Below are 17,564 nucleotides of genomic sequence, written 5' to 3' on the forward strand. Positions count from 1 at the left end.
CCGTTTTTAAGGTTTGCAAAGGCGTTCCACTTAGCAAAGAACACAAAATTTTTAATTCATTGAGATGTTTTATCTACATTATTATAGATTTAATTTAATCCTAAAAAACTCCCCACAACTTCACTGAATTCCACAGGATTATCCGCCTGCACCCAATGCGCAGCGTTTTTAATTTTCACAAACTGAGCTTTTGGGAACTGTTGTTTAATGGCAAACTCGTCCTGCGGTAAGATGTAGTTTGACTTTTCACCTGCAATAAATAATGTTTCGCCTTCAAAAACCCCAAATTTTATAGCATTTGAAACAAATTGATTGTATTTTTCTGAAAGTGTTTTAAGATTAAAGCGCCAATTTAGCTTTTTATCTTCTGTCCAGTACAGGTTTTTATTCAGAAACTGAATGACAGATTTTTCGGGAATATATTGATTAAGAACAGCTTCAACTTCACTTCTTGAACCAACCGTATTAAAATCAACTGTTTCCAAAGCTTTTATAATTCCTTGATGATGCGGTGGATAAGCCTTTGGTGAAATATCAACAACAATGAGCCTTTCTGTTTTTTCAGGGTATTTTAAGGCAAATTGCATCACTGCTTTTCCGCCTAAAGAATGTCCTAAAACATGAGCTTTTTCAATTTTGTGATGAGTCATATAATTGGCAATATCGTCTGCCAAATCATCATGGGACATGCTTTCCGAATGAAAACTTCTTCCGTGATTCCTAAGGTCAATCAAATGAACAGGCAAAAATTCGCCCATTTCCTTTCCAAAGCTTCCCCAATTATCAAGCATTCCGAATAATCCGTGAAATACCAAAAGTGGAGTCGACGAGTGATTTTCGCCAAATATTTTTGAGTGTAAAATTTCCATATTATTTATTTTAAGTTGGAGGCTGAAGGTTTAATAATGTTTAAACTTCTTCAAATCAAAATCCTAGCTTTTTACCATTTCGCCAATCTTTTCAAATATGCCTGAACTGTATTTTCCATTCCCATATACAAAGCTTCAGAAACTAAAGCATGACCAATGGAAACCTCCAATAAATTCGGAATATTATCTGAAAAATATTTTAAATTGTCTAAACTTAAATCGTGTCCCGCATTGATTCCAAGATTAAAATCTGCAGCAGCAACAGCCGTTTCGTAATAAGGGTTAATTGCCTGTTCTTTATTTGTCAGATAATTTTTAGCGTAAGCTTCTGTGTACAGTTCAATTCTGTCTGCTCCGGTTTTAGCTGCATATTCTACTAATTCGGGTTTTGGATCAAGGAAAATAGAAGTACGGATTCCTCCGTTTTTAAATTCAGAAATGATTTCTTTAAGAAAATCCAAATGTTTTTTCGTATCCCAACCGGCATTTGAAGTAATTGCATCATCCGCATCAGGAACCAATGTCACCTGTTCCGGTTTCACTTCCAAAACCATGTCTATAAAAGAGCGGTGAGGATTGCCTTCAATATTGAATTCTGTTACTACCAAAGGTTTCAGGTCATAAACATCTTTTTTTGTAATATGTCTTTCATCGGGTCTCGGATGAATGGTGATTCCGTGCGCTCCAAATTCCTGAATTTTAATTGCAGCTTCGGTCACACTTGGTGTTTCGCCACCTCTTGCGTTTCTTATTGTGGCAATTTTATTGATATTAACGCTTAGCTTAGTCATTTTTAATTTAGATATTGGAAGTTAGATTTTAGAATTTAGTTTACATAATTGTGTCAAATTTCTATTAATCTAATTCTTATTTATTATTTTAAACTTTAAAAGTTCGAATTAAAACTAATTTCTAGTTTCTAAATTCTATTATCATATTTTTACACTTATCTGCATCACCTGAAGGTCAAATTCTTTAGCAGCCACCAATAAATGATCGAAAATATCAGCCTGAATTTCCTCAAAACGTTCCCATTTTGAATCATTCGTAAAGCAGTAAATTTCTAAAGGCAAACCTTGCGGCGTAATCTCCAGTTGACGAACCATTACTGTACCTTCCTGATCAATATCCGGATCATTTTCGATATACTTTTGAGCATAATATCTGAAAACTCCGATGTTGGTCATCTGTCTTCCGTTGATGATTTTATCTTTGTGTTCGATGCCTTGTTTCTCGTTGTTGAGTTCTGTTCTTTTATCTTCAATATATTTTGAAATCAGGTTTATTTCCTTTAATCGCTCAATATCTTGTTCATCTAAAAACTTAAAAGAATTAATATTAAAAAAGATTGACTTTTTGATTCTTCGCGTATTGGATTCTGACATGACCTGAAGATTTTTAATTTCGGTCGTCAACAAATCGTAAGTGGGGATCGAGGAAATCGTCTTATCAAAATTGGTGATTTTCGTGGTTAAAAGGCTTATGTCTGTGATATTTCCCTCAATATTGTATTTAGGAATTCCGATCCAGTCGCCAACTTTCATGCTTTTAGAAGTTGCCACATGAAGCCCCGTAACAAAACCTAAAATTGTATCTCTGAAAACCAAAACTAAAACCGCAGTAATGGCCCCTAAACTTCCCAATATCGTCCCACCTTTTATTCCGAAAATAATACAGATTCCAACAACAGTAAGTATAAAAATCCCGAAAATTTTAACAGATTCAGAAATTGCATTTAGCGCCATTATTTTGTAATAATCCTGCTTAATTACGAAATAGTTCCGTAAAGCCGTAAGCGCCCTGAATAACATTCCGGCAATTACAAAAATAATAGATACATTAACGATTAATTCTAAAAAAGCAAAGCTTTTCGGATGCCTCCAAAAAACAGATTTCAATGCGTATTCTGCAAAGCTTAAGGCTATTAAATGTACAACCGAATTGGTAATTCGTGATTGATAAATCGACTTTATGACGGGGTATTTTTCTCTATCAAAAAAATTCTTTATGATCGTATTTACAACAATTTTAAAGACAAAATCTAAAATATAAACAAGACCTGCCAAAAATATAAATTTAGACATGATCTGACCGGATAGAATCAAATCATCAGGCACATTGTCTTTTACAAAAAAATGAATATGATCGCTGATGTCCTGTAATAAATCTTTTGTATCTTTTAGTTCTTCTTTCATTAAGGCAAATTTAAGAAATTAGGAATGATTTTGGCTTGTTGTCTCGAATATTATCAGCAATTATTATCCCAATAAAATAAATTTATATAAAAATTCTTTTCTTATCTTTCCAATTATATTTAAATATGGACACAACCTTAATCAACATTATCTGTATTATTTTATTAATTCTCGGAATTCTGGGAACCTTCCTTCCTGTTTTGCCCGGCTTGGTATTAAGTTTAGCCGGTTTATTAATTTACAAATATGGCACAGATGCAGATCTTCCAATGCTTTATATCTGGGTTTTCGTGATTCTTACTATTGCATCAGCCGTGTTAAACTATGTCATTCCAGCAAAAACCAACCAGAAATACGGCGGAACCCGCTGGGGAAGCATCGGCTCTGTTATCGGGATGATTATCGGGATTTTCCTTCCTATTCCATTAGGATTTTTGATAGGAATGTTTGCCGGAGTTTTCGTAGGCGAAATGCTTCACGACAGTAAAGATATGAACAAGGCTTTGCGCTCAACCAAAGGTGCATTTATAGGATTTATCTACGGAACAGGTTTCAGTCTTGTCGTAGGCGTGGCAATGCTTTTGGTAGTTGTTTTAGATATGATCAATTTTATTTAAAAAAGAAAATTATGTACTGTAAAACCATCATATTCAGTTTTGGATTTTTATCCTTAATGAATTGTAATGCTCAAAAAGATTCACAAACTTCAACAAATAATTTAGGAACGACGGCAACAGAATCTATACCGCGAAGTAAAAACAGTGAAGTTATTTACTTTAATCAAGGTGAAAATAAATTTCTGAAAGAATTTGAAATGAACGTTACTTTCAAAGGAATTTCTGAAGACAGCCGCTGTCCTGAAGGCACAACATGCGTTTGGGAGGGGATTGCTATCGCCGACGTTGAAGTGATGGGCCTGGCGACAAGACCTGTTGTTTTGCATTTGGCAACCAATGAAAATGCAGGAAGAAATCATTTTCAATCTGCTGAGTTTAATGGTTATACGATTTCTTTAACAGAAGTAAATCCCTATCCGACTTCCCAAAAAAGTGTAAAAACAATGCTCGGAAATTACAAAATCGGAATTACCATTAAAAAAACTGGCGAAAAACCTACCATGCGATAGGCTTTTTCCCGTTTGAAATAAGATATTCATTAATTTTTGAAAACGGTTTACTTCCGAAAAAACCTTTGTGTACAGAAAATGGTGACGGGTGCGCAGACTTTAAAATAAAATGTTTAGCCGGATCGATAAGTTCGGCCTTTTTTTGTGCAAAAGCGCCCCATAAAACGAAAACTACATTTTCTTTTTTATCCGAAATTTCTTTAATAATAAAATTCGTGAACTTTTCCCAACCCAAATCTTTATGAGAATTCGGAGAATGCGCACGAACCGTTAACGTTGCATTTAATAATAAAACGCCTTGTTTCGCCCAATCATCCAATTCTTTTGAAGTTCGTTCAACTCCGATGTCGTTTTTAAGCTCGATAAAAATATTTTTAAGCGAAGGCGGTGCAGAGACTTTTTCAGAAACAGAAAAACACAAACCATTTGCCTGAAAATCATTATGATAAGGATCCTGACCGATAATTACAACTTCAACATCCTCAAAAGGCGTCAATTCCAATGCCCTGAAAATCTGGCCTTTTGGTGGGAAAACTTTGGTTGTTGCGTATTCTTGTTTTACTTTTTCCCAAAGATTTTCAAAGTATTCTGTTTTTTTTATTGGGTCTAAAATATCTGTCCAGGTCATAAATTTCAATTTGAAAATTATCTTCGTTCGACTTGTCACTCTGAATATAAACTGAAAGTTTACGAACATAGTTCATAAGTGTAGTGAAGAATCTATCAACAAATTTAATAATAAAAATAGAAAACGAGATTCTTCCTTCGTCAGAATGACACAATTGCCGTTACTTCTTCAAACTAAAAACAAGATTATCAGGAAAACCTTCATCTTTTCTCCCCTCTTCCAATATAAAATCATGTTTTAAAAGAAGACCTTTCGAGTTTTCGTTGAATTTATTGGTCATCGCAAGAATTTCCTGCAAATGTAAATCATTAAAACCAAAACTTAAAACCGCCGTCAAAACTTCCGACATGATCCCTTTTCTGTGATAATCTGGTAATAATTCATAGCCGACTTCCGCTGTTTTTCTGTCTTCAGAAAAATTCCAAAGACAAATTGTTCCGATAAGATTCGGTTTATTTCTGCAAGAAATTCCCCAATAAAAAGTTTCGTTATTTCGGGTTCTTTTTTTTATCGTTAAAATAAAATCCAGTGCATCATAATTGTTTTTTGGCGGAATTCTTTTTACAAACTGATTGATGATTCTGTTGCTTCGAATCTGCAAAATATCTTCAACATTGCTTTCATCAATTTCTTTTAATAATAATCGTTCGGTCTGAAGTTTCATATTCAAATGTAATAAAACCCAACTGAAACTATTTCATATTTAAAAAATTTAACCATTAAAGATTATTAAACAGATAAGGAAATTAAGGAAAAATCCAGAGATTTTCTTTCGTAACAAACTTAAAAGCAAAGCTCACGTAACTAATCTTAAATCTTAATAATCCTTAATGGTTTAAAATTAAAAAATATCATCTAATCCAAATCGATACACAAAATCTGATTCTCAAATTAATTATCTTTGCAGCGTGTATATAAATAAAGAAGATTTAAACGAATTAGAGTTTCCGCAACTGCTCGCGGAGATTGCTCCTTTTGCGTATTCTCCGAAAACAAAGGAAAAGATTCTTCAACTTCGTCCGATGAAAATTGACGAGGCAGAACTTTCTTTGAAAAAAACTTCCGAATATCTGTCGAGTTTTGAAAGTTCAAATGCGATTCCGTTTGATGAATATGAAGATATTGAAAGCGAACTGAAACTAATGCTGATCGAGAATTATCGTCTGGAAAACAATGCTTTCATCAGAATCAAGACCATTACGGAACAAATAGGAAAACTTCAGAAGTTTTTCCCGACCATGCCTGAAACATTCCCAAATTTGATGCATGATGCTTCAGTTTTAGAATTCAAAAAAGAAATTATAGATAAAGTTGATAAGGTTTTTAACCGTTTTGGCGAAGTAAAAAGTGAAGCTTCCCCGATTCTGAAAACTTTGAGAAGTGAAATTCAGCTCGCCAAAAAAGCAATTCAGGAAAATTTCAACAGAGTTTTGTTCAATTATGGACAAAGCGATTTTCTGGATGATATCCGAGAAAGTATTATTGAAGACCAAAGAGTTTTGGCGGTAAAATCTGCATACAAAAAAAGAGTTCCGGGAAGAGTTTTGGGGCTTTCAAAAACAGGTTCTATCACTTATATCCAACCGGATTCTGTTGTAAAACATTATTTTAAGCTTCGCGAAAATCAGGAAGAAGAGAAAAAGGAAATTGATAAAATTCTTAGGAAACTTACTGCAGAATTGTCCGAATTCCAGCCGCAGCTTTGGAGATACCAAATGTATATTTTTGACCTTGATTTAACGAGAGCGAAAGCTAAATTTGCTGAATTAATCAATGGAATTTTACCTAAAATCAACCGTCACAAAACATTAAGATTAAAAGATGCTTTTCATCCTTTGTTGTGGCTGAGAAATAAAATCGAAAATAAAACCATTTTTCCGCAGACTTTAGCATTAACGGAACATAACAGGATTATCTGTATTTCGGGACCGAACGCCGGTGGAAAATCGATCACATTAAAAACGGTCGGATTACTTCAATTGATGATTCAAAGCGGGATTTTGATTCCGGCTCATCCAAAATCCGAAATGTTTTTCTTCGACAAGATCATGACAGATATTGGAGATAATCAATCGATTGAAAATCATCTTTCGACTTATTCTTCAAGATTAAAGAAAATGGGCGGAATCATCCGTGAAGCTGACGCCAATACGCTTTTACTGATTGATGAATTTGGAACAGGTTCGGACCCCGAATTAGGCGGAGCTTTGGCAGAAAGCTTCCTCGAATTTTTCTATGATAAAAAGAGTTTCGCGATTATTACAACACATTACACCAATATCAAATTGGTCATTGAAGGGCTCCCAAATGCAGAAAATGCAGCAATGCTTTTTGATGAAAAAACTCTTGAACCAATGTATAAACTGGAAGTCGGACAAGCGGGAAGTTCGTTTACATTTGAAGTTGCTGAAAAGAACAAAATCCCCAAATTTATTATTCATTCAGCAAAGAAAAAAGTAGAACATGATATTGTAAATCTTGATAAAACAATCGTAAAACTTCAGCAGGAAAAATATGAAGTTGAAAAACTAAAAACCGATCTTGCCGAAAGAAAAGGTTCCGTAGAAGACAAGCGCGACAATCTGCAAAAACTGAATGAACAGCTTCAACAAAAACTGTTCAATTTCCAAAAATTATACGAAGAAGAGCATCGTAAACTTCAGTTTGGAAATAAAATCGAAGGTTTTATCGACAGCTATGTAAAAGGAAAATCGAGAAAGGATGTCGTGAAAGATTTTGTGAAAATTCTGGAACAGGAAAAATTCAGGAAAATTGGCGCCGATAAAGATGAAAGTAAAAGACTTCAGGTTGTAAGACGGAAAATCACTCAACAGTTGAAAAAAGAAGATGTCATTGAAAAAATCTCCGAAACCAATGATAAAATAGAGGAAAAACGCAAAAGTGACCGCGCCGTCTGGATGAAAATCGGGCAAAGGGTAAGAATTACGGGAAGCACAAGCGTCGGAACAATCGAGAAAATTTCGAAAAATAAAGTGACCGTGAATTACGGAACTTTCAAGACGACGATTGATGCGGATGAATTGGAGCGGATTTAATTATAATTTTTTAAAAAGCGAGCGTTAAAAAGCGAGCGTCAAAACGCTCGCTTCTGTTTTTATTTCTTGATAACTTTCAATTTTAATGCTTTCAAACTGTCATTTGCAATTAATAAATGGTTTAGAAGAATTGAAGTATTTTAATTATCTTCCGAAAAATAATTAATTTATATATTTGGGCAAATATTATTTCGATGACTTTCATGAACAAGACCATTTATTTATTGATTTTCAGTATTTTTTGTTTTGCATTTTTAAAGGCGCAAAATAAAGTTCCGTTTGCTGTTGTAAAAGCTGAAGACGGATACGCGAATGTACGCGTACATAAAGAAGACTACAGAAAAATTGTAGATAAAGTGCGCATGCGTAAAGGTGATGTTTTTGTTTATGTAAAGCCTGCACCAGGTGAAACGGATTGGATTTGGATCAAATATCCTGAAAAACCTGAAGTCGAAAAACCATTCATGAGATACGACAGCCTGAATAAAGAAGGCATGGTAAATAAAGATCGAATTGCTTTTGTTGATCAATTGCCAAAATTCACTCCTTCTATGTCCAAAAACGGAAGATCAATTATTTTTACAGACAACAACAATCCTAAAATACCGACAAACCAAAGAACAAAAGTCACTATCGACATTTATCCTTCAAGCGCAAAATTTAAAAAACAGGAAAAAGACGAAGAAGGTAACATCATTAAAATCGATAAACAAAAAACGTGGGGAATCGGTAAAGAACTTCCGGAAGATTTAAAGGAAATCAAATCAGTACGAGTGCAGCAGCCCGGAAGAGGTTCCGTTTTTGTAAGAGAAGCCATTAAAAACATGTTTAATCCAACAATGGATTTTGAAAACATGGGCGTGACTTCTATTGATAACGATCATATTTTTCTTTATATGATCAATGGTTCCGGTGAAAATCAATATATAACACTTTGGGCCATAAAGGAAGGAAGAGTAATGAGCCAAATTGTTTTTAATAATCCTGAATAAATAAAAGGTTATTTCATTAATATTCTTAATTTTGTTTCCGAAATAAAGTTTTACACTTTATTCATCAGAAATTGGTTCTGTTTAAGTACAGATTAAAAGGGAATCGTGTGAAAATCACGAGCTGTCGCGCAACTGTAAGTGACAAAGTCTTTATTAGCAAATCCACTGTGCAAAGCATGGGAAGGAAATAAAGATGTTACAAGTCAGGAGACCTGCCTATTTCTTAGACAAAAACTTTCGCGATTTGAAGTTTGTTGATCTGATAGTTTTATTGCAGAAATTTCTTATTTCTGTGGCTGTTTGTTTCAATATATTTCATTTTCGCTTTAATTAATAATGAAATATGACTACAGAAGAAAGAATTGAAGCATCGGAAACCAGAATCTTTAAAGCCGTTTTCCCCAACACGACCAATCATTATGATACTCTTTTCGGAGGTACAGCGATGCAGCTGATGGATGAAGTAGCTTTCATCACCGCTACCCGATTTGCCAGAAAACGTGTGGTAACCGTAAGCAGCGACAAAATTGATTTCAATAAACCTATTCCTGCCGGAACAATTGTTGAACTGATCGGAAAAGTTTCCCATGTCGGAAAAACAAGTATGAAAGTAAATGTTGAGATCTACACCGAGCAAATGTATTCTTACGAAAGAGAAAGAGCAATTGTCGGCGATTTTACTTTTGTGGCGATTGATGAATTTAAGAAACCAATTCAAATACTATAAATTTTCAGAAGGTTTCGGCGGGCTTTGCCCGCCGAAACAAATTATTTCACAACCTTTTCAGTTTCTAGATTTTTTATCATTAAATATTGAAAGGCTTCTCCCATTTCATCAGAAGCTTGGATGATTGCATTCTCCAACATATTCCTGATCTGTTTTTCAGTTACGGCTGCTTCCGTCCAACTTTTTCCTGAAGTGTGAGAATTTAAAATAAAAGGCATTATTCTGTCGATGGCACAAGCAAAAATTGCGTCAGGAGTCTGTTCTTCTTCAAATTCAAGCCAAAGATTAAAAAACTCTGAACGTAAAGGCTCATCTAAAATTCCAAAAATATTTTGAGCTGAAATTTTCTCTCTTTCAAACTTTCCAATCATTGCAGCTTCATCAAATAAAAAGGTGTCTCCAGCTTCAATTTCAACCAAATCATGAATCGAAAGCATTCGGATGACTCTTAAAAGATCAATGTCTGCCCTGTTTTTAGCATACGGAAAAAGTATTTGAGCTAAAATGATGATCTGCCACGAATGTTCGGCGGTATTTTCTCTTCTGGAATCGTCTGCATTATAGTTTCTTCTTTGCACGTTTTTTAAGGCGTCGATGGCCAGAATAAAATCGATTTCTTTCTGAATTTTCATATTTTAATCTTCTTTATAATATACACTTATAGGATAATCTTTTGTAGTGGTTGTCCATTTATCATCTATAAATTCACGTTTTGTAACGATTACCCTTTCTCCGCCGGTTGCATCTTCTTCCAATTCGTAAACTTTAAACAAGCCTTTTTGCGGAAGAACGGTATATTCCTCGGTCAGATGCCAGCAACATCCTGATTTTGAATAGGTAATTAATCTTTTACGTTCAGAATCTGTATTAAACATTCCAAGATTTTCGTGGGCGAGAGTTGTCAGTTCTTCACTTGGAACAAATTGTTTTTTAGTAATATTAAAAACATAAACATCATACGAAGGTCCGCCGTATCCGCTTTCGTTTCCGTTTCTGATGGCAATATCTTCGGTTCCGTCAAAATTAAAATCTTCAAAGATCAAAGGACTTTGTTCATTATATAATTGAATGATATTTGCTGTCGGTTTTTGATGTTCATTTAAATAAAAATTCAGATTATCGGAAGTTAAAGTCTGAAATTTTTTAGAATTCTTATCAAACAATTCAATGCTCGCTTTTCCGTTGCATTCATTGTTTTCACAGTTTTCAACATCAATTTTAATGTTATAATTCTTTGAAGCATCATTCAATTCAAAATGGTTTTGACCAAAAGCAATTGTTCCAAAAAGGATGAATGGTAATAGAAATTTAGGATTTATCATAAGTGTATTTTCACGAAGTTCGGTCTAGTTTATATGCAAAAATAATTGTTTTGATTTTAAGCTATTTAAATGATTAATTGTAATTTTAAAGGAAATATTTGATATGGATTCAAAATTCAATTATCCGACGGAAATTAAAGGAAAAAGAAAGTTGTATTCTTTATTTAAAGGAGTAAAAAATCCTTTGGAAGTTATCAGCGGAAACCATGAATTTGCGGGTGACAATTATTACATCAAAGCAAGCTTTACCAACAAAAATTTTATTTTTTCTCAAGATAAAGAATTTACAGAATATATTTTAAAACAAAATCATAAAAATTATTATAAATCTGAAATCCAATCTGTCACTTTAGGAAAATATCTTGGAAACGGGTTGCTCACCAACAACGGAAAAGACTGGCTGAAACAAAGAAGATTGATCCAACCCGGTTTTAGCAAAGCAAAAATTGCAAATCTGGTTTCTATTATGGAAGAAGAAATTGACAAATCTTTCCAAGCATTTGATACGGAAAGTGAGCTCGATTTATACGATTTCTTTCATACGCTGGCTTTTAATATTGTTGCTAAAACACTTTTCAGTTCTGATATTGATGAAAATACAGTAAAAGAATTGGGCAAAAATATCACAGAAATACAGGAAGTTTTTGCTAAAGAAGTTCGCCTGCCTTTTTATTCCCAAATTTTGAAACTTTTGGGAGTTATTGATAAAAACATTGAGAAAAGTAAGAGATCAAAAGCAATTATTCAGGGAGTTTTGGATAAAAGAAGAAATTCGGGAGAAGAAAAAAGTGACCTGCTGGATATGCTTATTCAAACACGATATGAAGATACACAACTTCCGATGTCCGATGAGCAGCTGGTTGATGAAATGCTTATTCTTTTTATTGCGGGCCACGAAACGACAGCGAATGCTTTAAGCTTTATTTTCTTTGAAATCAGCCAAAATCCCAAAGCCGAGGAAAAACTAAAACAGGAAATAGCAGAAGAAGGTGAAAATATCTTTACAACTGAAAGCCTGATGAAAAAATCTTTCACTTCAAACGTTATCAAAGAAGCGATGCGTCTGCATTCTCCGGCTTGGGCAATTGATCGCCAGGCTTTAGAGAATGACAGCTTTAAAGAATATTCTTGGCCAAAAGATACTTTAATCATTCTTTATATAACCGGGCTTCACAGAAATCCGAAATATTGGGAACAGCCAAATTCATTTATTCCGGAACGTTTTGACGATGAAAGCGCAAAGAATTTTGCTTATTATCCTTTTGGAGCAGGCCCGCGACTTTGCATCGGCGAACACTTTGCAATGATGGAAATGGCTCTTATCATCCGTAAATTTTACAGGAAATTCAGTTTTATATCATATCAGAAACAATTGGATAAAAAAGCACTTGTCACGCTAAGACCTACAAGTTTAAAAGGAAGAATTATTAATAATTTGCCGTAATTATCTTATAATCTTTATTCATAAGATTTAGCAATAAAAAATAATTATATTGGTTATCAGACAGTTAACTTATTTATTTATATTTTTTCACTACTTTGTATTGCATATTACCATTTTAATTACATATCTTTGTAATGTAAAATCGGAATAAGATCAACTAGCTAGGATTTTGATTCTGATTGACAATAACTAATTAATAAAAACTTATTAAGATGAATACTGAAAATACCAAAGCGCAAATGCGAAAAGGAATTCTGGAATTCTGTATTTTAAGTCTCATCAATCATCGCGAAATGTATGTTTCCGACTTAATAGATGAACTCAAAAAAGGAAAACTGGACGTAGTGGAAGGAACACTTTATCCTCTTCTTACAAGACTGAAAAACGGAGAATTTCTCTCTTACAGATGGGAAGAATCTACGGGAGGCCCGCCAAGAAAATATTACCAGATGACAGAAAAAGGGAAAATGTTTTTGGACGAACTTCAAAATACCTGGAAAGAACTGACAGATTCTGTAAACCAAATCACTCAAAAATTTTAAAAAACAAAGCTATGAACAAGACACTCTCAATAGGACTCGCAGGTTTTTCTTTTACGATAGAAGAACACGCATATATAAAGCTCAGCGATTATCTTAATGCTCTGAGAAGCTCTTTGGACGCTTCGGAAGCAGATGAGGTAATGCATGACATAGAAATAAGAATGGTTGAAATCTTCAGAGATTCTTTAGGAAAACGCGAAGTAATCAACGATACAGACGTAGAAAGAGTAATCGCACAGATCGGTTCTCCGGAAAAAATTGAAGAACAGGAAGAAGCATATTATTCTGAAAAAAATACTAAGAAAACATATTCTTCAGGAACAGAACATACTGATAAAAAACAATTGTTCCGTGATCCTGAAAGACAAAAAATCGCCGGTGTTTGCGCAGGTCTGGCTCATTATGTAGGAATGGATATTACCGCAATGAGAGCAATCTGGTTAGGAATTTTTGTTTTAGGAATTTTTACAGCAGCTATTTCTTCTTCATTAATTGCGTTGCTTTACATTATTCTTTGGATTGTTTTACCAAAAGCAGAAACTGCCGCAGATTTTTTGAAAATGAAAGGAAAGCCTATGAATTTCGATAATTTAAAAGAGGAATCTAATAAACTGGTTCAGTTCGCCAACGAATCTACACAAAGAGTTGGTGAAATCTATATCGAAAACAAACCTTACATCAACAATGCGGGAAGCGGGATTTGGAATGTAATCCGTTACGTTTTGGGCGCTATTTTCGCACTGATTTCATTTTCTTGCTTAATAGGAGTTTTTGTAGTCTTCGGATTTATGGGAACAGACAATTTTCCTCCAATCAGCGAAATGGATTTCTATTTTGACAGTGACGGAATGAAATATGTGATCATGACAATGATTGTTTTAGGAAGCTTGATTCCTGCCATGATCTTCGGATTACTAAGCATTAAATTGATTTCGCCAAAAACAAAACTGAGAAATACAGGTTGGGTATTGGGAGCATTAGTTCTTGCACTGATTGGAATCTCAACTTACTTTGGAATAAGCATGGCAAAAAAAGATATGTTTTTCAAAGGCCATAAAGAAGATACGGAAGAAATCGCAATTCCTACAACATCAGACAGCATTTATGTTGACGTGAAGCAGATTACCATTCCACAAAACTTTATCGGATATAAAGACAATGTTTATTCAGATAAAGTTTCGGTTTTCGAAAAAGACTGGATTCATATTGATGTGACAAGAAAAGCAGATATAAAAACGCCTTATTTAATCATTAAAAAAGAGGCTAAAGGTTACAATATTCCTTTAAATGCAAGCGTTCCTGTGGAGATTGTAGGTAATAAAATAATTCTTCCAAACTATATTAAATACCCTTACGATCATCGTTTCAGAGATTACAGCATCGATTATGAGTTGGTAATTCCTCAAAACGCAGTTGTAATTCCTTTAAAGAAAGATCAGATAAATTTTGACGGAGATACCGACGGAAACGGAATCAACGATAACGATGAAGATCAGGACAGCGAAGAAGGAAATATTCAGATTGAAAAAAATAAAATATCAATCAACGGTTCTACCATCGAATACAATGAAAACGATAAGGACAGCGTAATCATCAATGGCAAAAAATATCCTAAATCTGAAGCCAAAAAAGTAATGGATTCTATGAAATTCAATATCGATAAAATGAAAGATGTAGACATCAAAATAAAAGACGATAAAGGAGAGATTTCTATTAAAACCAAATAATTAAACTTGAGAGAGTGGCAGAAGGTGTGGATGAATGGCAACTGTTTGAAATTCACACTCTTCTTCTCTCCAAAAGATTAAAAAAATATCAACATTTAGTGGTTTATAACTCAAAATTGTTATATATTCGTAAAAAAATTTAACCCTCACACAAAAACATCAAACCATGGTACAACTAGTTTTAGAAATTGCAGTAAAAATCGCAGATTTAATTAGCGGTTTATTTTAAGAGCCACAATATTTCAATATATTTGTAGAGTATAACCAAATTGGTTATACTTTTTTTGTTTAAAATAAACTCATGAAAAAGCTATTAGGGAAACTGATTTTGAAAATTGTAGGCTGGAAAGTTGTTTTACACGGCGATGTAAACAGTCTCAACAGATGTGTTCTTGTAGTTGCACCGCACACCCACAATTCTGAATATATTCTTGGAAATCTTGCCTATTGGTCTTTAGAAAAACCTCTGAAAATCATTATTAAAGATGCCCACACCAAAGCCTGGTATGGTTCTGTTGTAAAAAATTTAGGCGGTATCGGTATCGACAGAAGCCAAAAAAATGATTTGGTTAATTTTGTAGTCAAAGAGTTTGAAAAAGACAGTTTCAGTCTGGTAATTACCCCTGAAGGCACAAGAAGCTGGGTTCCAAAATGGAGAAAAGGTTTTTATCATATGGCTTTAGCGGCAAAAGTTCCTATTGTTTTGGCGGCAGGAGATTTTAAGAGAAAGACAATGTTTCTCGGTTATACAATTCCGTATGAAAGAATAGTTTCCGCCCCTTTTTCTGAAATTATGGACGAGATTCAAAATTATTATATTAAAAACGATATCGTTCCGAAAATTCCTGAAAACTGGAACCCGAATATCAGCGGAAGTGAGTAATTATTTATTACCAATTATACATTAATCATAAAAATATGCAAGGAACTAAAGAAGAGATTTTAGAATTTCTCAATAATTGGGGAAAGGAAACGATGGCAAAAGCCATTGAAATAAAATTTACAGATATCGATTTGGAAAACGAAACGCTTACCGCAACAATGCCGGTTCAGCCAAAAGTACATCAACCGTTCGGGATTCTGCATGGCGGAGCAAGTTGTGCTTTAGCCGAAACCTTGGGTTCAAGCCTTTCTAATATTTTTATAGACAATGATAAATTTTATGGTGTTGGAACAAATATTAATTCAAATCACCTGAAAAGCAAAAAAGACGGCGTAGTTACAGGAACCGCACGCTTTATTAGAAAAGGAAAAACAATGCATGTTTCCGAAATTGAAATTCGTGACGAAAACGGAGATTTAATCAATCACACAACAATGACCAATAATATTCTGAACAGATAAATTATTAATTACAATACATAAGGCTCAATTTTGAGTCTTTTTTTATATACCTGCTGCAACTTTTTTATATTTTTTCATCTTATAAATGATTATAACAATAAAATTATTAATTATGAAAAAGTCTTTACTTCTATTTTTATGTTCTTTATTTTTAATCCTGCATTCATGCAGCGATAATGAAGAAAACGTAACGAATAATGTTCCAATCAACGTACAGCTGATTGGTAAAGGAAATATAATGGGCGATTATCTCACGCAACAAAACACCGTCATTACAAACTCTACAGAGTGGAATAATCTTCTCAACGACTTAAACAGCGCCAATAATGTTTCGGATGGCTTCACGGAAACCAACATTGATTTTAACCAATATATGGTCATTGCAGTAATTGATGAAGTTTATCCCAATGGCGGGCATTCTATTGACATCATTACAGCAACTGAAATGCAGCAAAATATCGTTGTTGAAGTAGAAAAATTATTAACAGGTAACGCCACAAGCGTTGTTACACAGCCTTATCATATCGTGAAAATACTAAAAAGCACAAAACCGGTTTTATTTCAATAAATTAGTCTGCAACTTTTTCAGTTTTTTTCATCTTATAATAAAACAACCATGAAAAACTTAATTTTACCTTTTATTTTAATGTTGACGTTTGTGTTTTCTTGTAGAAGTGAGAATGATGAAATGCTTGAAAAAAAAGTTGCATCTTATGACGTCTACGTTTCTGGTAAAGATAACGGACAATTATGCTATTGGAAAAATGGTATACAACAAATACTAAACTACAATTTACCTGCAAATGAAAACCCATCTAAAATATTTATTGACAATAATGACATTTACGTAAAAGGTAGATACGGATATTGGAAAAACGGAAATTATACAACTTATCATCAAGCAGCAGGATTACCAAGTCCATCAATAATCGACATTTTTGATTTTTATGTGAAAAATGGAAATATTTATTTTGTAGGTTATTTATTTGTAAATGTATCATCTACAACTATATATGAATTTTGCTACTGGAAAAATGGAATGAAAAACTTGCTATTTACTGACAACTCAACATATAATGATCAATGCACAATTACAGAATTTAATTCTGATGTTTATATTGGTGCTAATAAAAAAATAAATGGTGTAAAAACTGGTGGATACTTTAAAAATACAACTTTTTATCCACTCCATAATGCTGTAAGTTCACCCCAAAATACATTTGTTGTTTCTAATGATAACAATGTATATTTCACTTCCCTTTACTTCTATAAAAATTTAGTAACGGGTGTCGAAACTACTTTTATACCTACTACAGCCACTACAAATTATCAACCTACTTTAGATGTAAATGATGTGTATTTTAATGGTGGTATAGATGCATATTTCAAAAACACAAATCTGATTTCTAGCTTAAACCTTTTAAACCCCCTAATTAAAGATTTGAAGGTTATGGATCAAAATATTTATATGATAAGAAATGGTCCAAATGATATAGAATTTAAAGTCTATATTAATAATGTAGAAACTCAAAGTATTCAAAATTCAAATTTTGATTCCAGCTTTAATAATATTGTCGTTGTAAAACTTTAAG

19 protein-coding genes and 1 riboswitch are annotated in these 17,564 nt (G+C 33.4%); of the genes, 12 read left to right on the plus strand and 7 right to left on the minus strand.

The genetic code is table 11. From position 1 onward, the window contains the following. Window positions 1-89: 89 nt before the first annotated feature. The 3 genes from AC6CHK_RS11025 to AC6CHK_RS11035 form a co-directional block, all read right to left on the minus strand. A complete protein-coding gene (locus AC6CHK_RS11025) occupies window positions 90-869 on the minus strand; it encodes an alpha/beta fold hydrolase (RefSeq protein ID WP_498096054.1) in 780 nt (259 codons plus the stop codon). A gap of 71 nt (window positions 870-940) precedes the next feature. Beyond that, window positions 941-1,660 (minus strand): pyridoxine 5'-phosphate synthase, encoded by a 720-nt coding sequence (locus AC6CHK_RS11030; RefSeq protein ID WP_498096056.1) that lies wholly within the window; start codon window positions 1,658-1,660, stop codon window positions 941-943. Between the two features lie 141 nt (window positions 1,661-1,801). Beyond that, entirely contained in the window at window positions 1,802-3,064 is a 1,263-nt protein-coding gene (locus AC6CHK_RS11035; protein ID WP_498096058.1) for a mechanosensitive ion channel family protein, read from the minus strand. 125 nt (window positions 3,065-3,189) lie between these two features. Between AC6CHK_RS11035 and AC6CHK_RS11040 the strand changes: the two genes are divergently transcribed. After that, window positions 3,190-3,681 (plus strand): DUF456 domain-containing protein, encoded by a 492-nt coding sequence (locus AC6CHK_RS11040; protein WP_498096059.1) that lies wholly within the window; start codon window positions 3,190-3,192, stop codon window positions 3,679-3,681. An 11-nt stretch (window positions 3,682-3,692) separates the two neighbouring features. Further along, on the plus strand, window positions 3,693-4,190 hold the full coding sequence (locus AC6CHK_RS11045; protein ID WP_498096060.1) for a hypothetical protein: 498 nt from the start codon (window positions 3,693-3,695) through the stop codon (window positions 4,188-4,190). Here AC6CHK_RS11045 and AC6CHK_RS11050 read toward each other — a convergent pair. Together AC6CHK_RS11050 and AC6CHK_RS11055 are read right to left on the minus strand one after the other, a co-directional pair. Continuing rightward, complete coding sequence (locus tag AC6CHK_RS11050; RefSeq protein WP_498096061.1) at window positions 4,177-4,818, minus strand: uracil-DNA glycosylase; 642 nt, start codon at window positions 4,816-4,818, stop codon at window positions 4,177-4,179. The genes AC6CHK_RS11045 and AC6CHK_RS11050 overlap by 14 nt on opposite strands. Window positions 4,819-4,978: 160 nt before the next feature. Then, window positions 4,979-5,482 (minus strand): GNAT family N-acetyltransferase, encoded by a 504-nt coding sequence (locus AC6CHK_RS11055; protein WP_498096062.1) that lies wholly within the window; start codon window positions 5,480-5,482, stop codon window positions 4,979-4,981. A gap of 244 nt (window positions 5,483-5,726) precedes the next feature. On the opposite strand from AC6CHK_RS11055, the gene AC6CHK_RS11060 reads away from it, so the two are divergent. The 3 genes from AC6CHK_RS11060 to AC6CHK_RS11070 all read left to right on the plus strand — a co-directional run bounded on the left by AC6CHK_RS11060 (window position 5,727) and on the right by AC6CHK_RS11070 (window position 9,593). Then, on the plus strand, window positions 5,727-7,874 hold the full coding sequence (locus AC6CHK_RS11060; RefSeq protein WP_498096063.1) for an endonuclease MutS2: 2,148 nt from the start codon (window positions 5,727-5,729) through the stop codon (window positions 7,872-7,874). A gap of 203 nt (window positions 7,875-8,077) precedes the next feature. Continuing rightward, on the plus strand, window positions 8,078-8,866 hold the full coding sequence (locus AC6CHK_RS11065) for a hypothetical protein (RefSeq protein ID WP_498096065.1): 789 nt from the start codon (window positions 8,078-8,080) through the stop codon (window positions 8,864-8,866). A gap of 55 nt (window positions 8,867-8,921) precedes the next feature. Continuing rightward, a riboswitch (cobalamin riboswitch) is annotated at window positions 8,922-9,100 on the plus strand. 109 nt (window positions 9,101-9,209) lie between these two features. Beyond that, window positions 9,210-9,593 carry an acyl-CoA thioesterase gene (locus AC6CHK_RS11070; protein ID WP_498096067.1) on the plus strand — a complete coding sequence of 128 codons (384 nt, stop codon included), beginning with the start codon at window positions 9,210-9,212 and terminating at the stop codon, window positions 9,591-9,593. Window positions 9,594-9,634: 41 nt separating this feature from the next. Here the strand turns inward: AC6CHK_RS11070 and AC6CHK_RS11075 are convergent, their stop codons facing one another. Both AC6CHK_RS11075 and AC6CHK_RS11080 read right to left on the minus strand, forming a co-directional pair. After that, the gene (locus AC6CHK_RS11075; RefSeq protein ID WP_498096069.1) at window positions 9,635-10,225 is read right to left on the minus strand and encodes an HD domain-containing protein; all 591 of its coding nucleotides are present in this window, start codon (window positions 10,223-10,225) and stop codon (window positions 9,635-9,637) included. 3 nt (window positions 10,226-10,228) lie between these two features. After that, the gene (locus AC6CHK_RS11080; RefSeq protein WP_498096071.1) at window positions 10,229-10,915 is read right to left on the minus strand and encodes an XAC2610-related protein; all 687 of its coding nucleotides are present in this window, start codon (window positions 10,913-10,915) and stop codon (window positions 10,229-10,231) included. Between the two features lie 103 nt (window positions 10,916-11,018). Here AC6CHK_RS11080 and AC6CHK_RS11085 point away from each other — a divergent pair, with 103 nt between their 5' ends. The 7 genes from AC6CHK_RS11085 to AC6CHK_RS11115 all read left to right on the plus strand — a co-directional run bounded on the left by AC6CHK_RS11085 (window position 11,019) and on the right by AC6CHK_RS11115 (window position 17,563). Then, on the plus strand, window positions 11,019-12,359 hold the full coding sequence (locus AC6CHK_RS11085) for a cytochrome P450 (RefSeq protein ID WP_498096073.1): 1,341 nt from the start codon (window positions 11,019-11,021) through the stop codon (window positions 12,357-12,359). Window positions 12,360-12,571: 212 nt separating this feature from the next. Then, window positions 12,572-12,901, plus strand: coding sequence for a PadR family transcriptional regulator (locus AC6CHK_RS11090; protein ID WP_498096075.1), 330 nt, complete (start codon window positions 12,572-12,574; stop codon window positions 12,899-12,901). An 11-nt stretch (window positions 12,902-12,912) separates the two neighbouring features. Then, window positions 12,913-14,628 (plus strand): PspC domain-containing protein, encoded by a 1,716-nt coding sequence (locus AC6CHK_RS11095; RefSeq protein ID WP_498096077.1) that lies wholly within the window; start codon window positions 12,913-12,915, stop codon window positions 14,626-14,628. Window positions 14,629-14,929: 301 nt separating this feature from the next. After that, window positions 14,930-15,511 carry a 1-acyl-sn-glycerol-3-phosphate acyltransferase gene (locus tag AC6CHK_RS11100; RefSeq protein ID WP_498096079.1) on the plus strand — a complete coding sequence of 194 codons (582 nt, stop codon included), beginning with the start codon at window positions 14,930-14,932 and terminating at the stop codon, window positions 15,509-15,511. A 35-nt stretch (window positions 15,512-15,546) separates the two neighbouring features. Continuing rightward, the gene (locus AC6CHK_RS11105) at window positions 15,547-15,972 is read left to right on the plus strand and encodes a PaaI family thioesterase (protein WP_498096081.1); all 426 of its coding nucleotides are present in this window, start codon (window positions 15,547-15,549) and stop codon (window positions 15,970-15,972) included. Between the two features lie 112 nt (window positions 15,973-16,084). Next, window positions 16,085-16,540: a protease complex subunit PrcB family protein gene (locus AC6CHK_RS11110; RefSeq protein WP_498096083.1), complete on the plus strand. Its 456-nt coding sequence runs from the start codon at window positions 16,085-16,087 to the stop codon at window positions 16,538-16,540. 48 nt (window positions 16,541-16,588) lie between these two features. After that, entirely contained in the window at window positions 16,589-17,563 is a 975-nt protein-coding gene (locus AC6CHK_RS11115; protein WP_498096085.1) for a hypothetical protein, read from the plus strand. Window position 17,564 lies beyond the last annotated feature (1 nt).

The organism is Chryseobacterium sp. GQ58, from assembly GCF_059758895.1.

Excerpts from the sequence above, each read along its gene's own strand:
- AC6CHK_RS11065 (WP_498096065.1), top strand. The coding sequence starts at position 8,078 with ATGAACAAGACCATTTATTTATTGATTTTCAGTATTTTTTGTTTTGCA.
- AC6CHK_RS11080 (WP_498096071.1), bottom strand. The coding sequence starts at position 10,915 with ATGATAAATCCTAAATTTCTATTACCATTCATCCTTTTTGGAACAATT.
- AC6CHK_RS11075 (WP_498096069.1), bottom strand. The coding sequence starts at position 10,225 with ATGAAAATTCAGAAAGAAATCGATTTTATTCTGGCCATCGACGCCTTA.
- AC6CHK_RS11085 (WP_498096073.1), top strand. The coding sequence starts at position 11,019 with ATGGATTCAAAATTCAATTATCCGACGGAAATTAAAGGAAAAAGAAAG.
- AC6CHK_RS11045 (WP_498096060.1), top strand. The coding sequence starts at position 3,693 with ATGTACTGTAAAACCATCATATTCAGTTTTGGATTTTTATCCTTAATG.
- AC6CHK_RS11070 (WP_498096067.1), top strand. The coding sequence starts at position 9,210 with ATGACTACAGAAGAAAGAATTGAAGCATCGGAAACCAGAATCTTTAAA.
- AC6CHK_RS11090 (WP_498096075.1), top strand. The coding sequence starts at position 12,572 with ATGAATACTGAAAATACCAAAGCGCAAATGCGAAAAGGAATTCTGGAA.
- AC6CHK_RS11040 (WP_498096059.1), top strand. The coding sequence starts at position 3,190 with ATGGACACAACCTTAATCAACATTATCTGTATTATTTTATTAATTCTC.
- AC6CHK_RS11110 (WP_498096083.1), top strand. The coding sequence starts at position 16,085 with ATGAAAAAGTCTTTACTTCTATTTTTATGTTCTTTATTTTTAATCCTG.
- AC6CHK_RS11035 (WP_498096058.1), bottom strand. The coding sequence starts at position 3,064 with ATGAAAGAAGAACTAAAAGATACAAAAGATTTATTACAGGACATCAGC.
- AC6CHK_RS11050 (WP_498096061.1), bottom strand. The coding sequence starts at position 4,818 with ATGACCTGGACAGATATTTTAGACCCAATAAAAAAAACAGAATACTTT.
- AC6CHK_RS11055 (WP_498096062.1), bottom strand. The coding sequence starts at position 5,482 with ATGAAACTTCAGACCGAACGATTATTATTAAAAGAAATTGATGAAAGC.
- AC6CHK_RS11030 (WP_498096056.1), bottom strand. The coding sequence starts at position 1,660 with ATGACTAAGCTAAGCGTTAATATCAATAAAATTGCCACAATAAGAAAC.
- AC6CHK_RS11025 (WP_498096054.1), bottom strand. The coding sequence starts at position 869 with ATGGAAATTTTACACTCAAAAATATTTGGCGAAAATCACTCGTCGACT.
- AC6CHK_RS11105 (WP_498096081.1), top strand. The coding sequence starts at position 15,547 with ATGCAAGGAACTAAAGAAGAGATTTTAGAATTTCTCAATAATTGGGGA.
- AC6CHK_RS11095 (WP_498096077.1), top strand. The coding sequence starts at position 12,913 with ATGAACAAGACACTCTCAATAGGACTCGCAGGTTTTTCTTTTACGATA.
- AC6CHK_RS11115 (WP_498096085.1), top strand. The coding sequence starts at position 16,589 with ATGAAAAACTTAATTTTACCTTTTATTTTAATGTTGACGTTTGTGTTT.
- AC6CHK_RS11100 (WP_498096079.1), top strand. The coding sequence starts at position 14,930 with ATGAAAAAGCTATTAGGGAAACTGATTTTGAAAATTGTAGGCTGGAAA.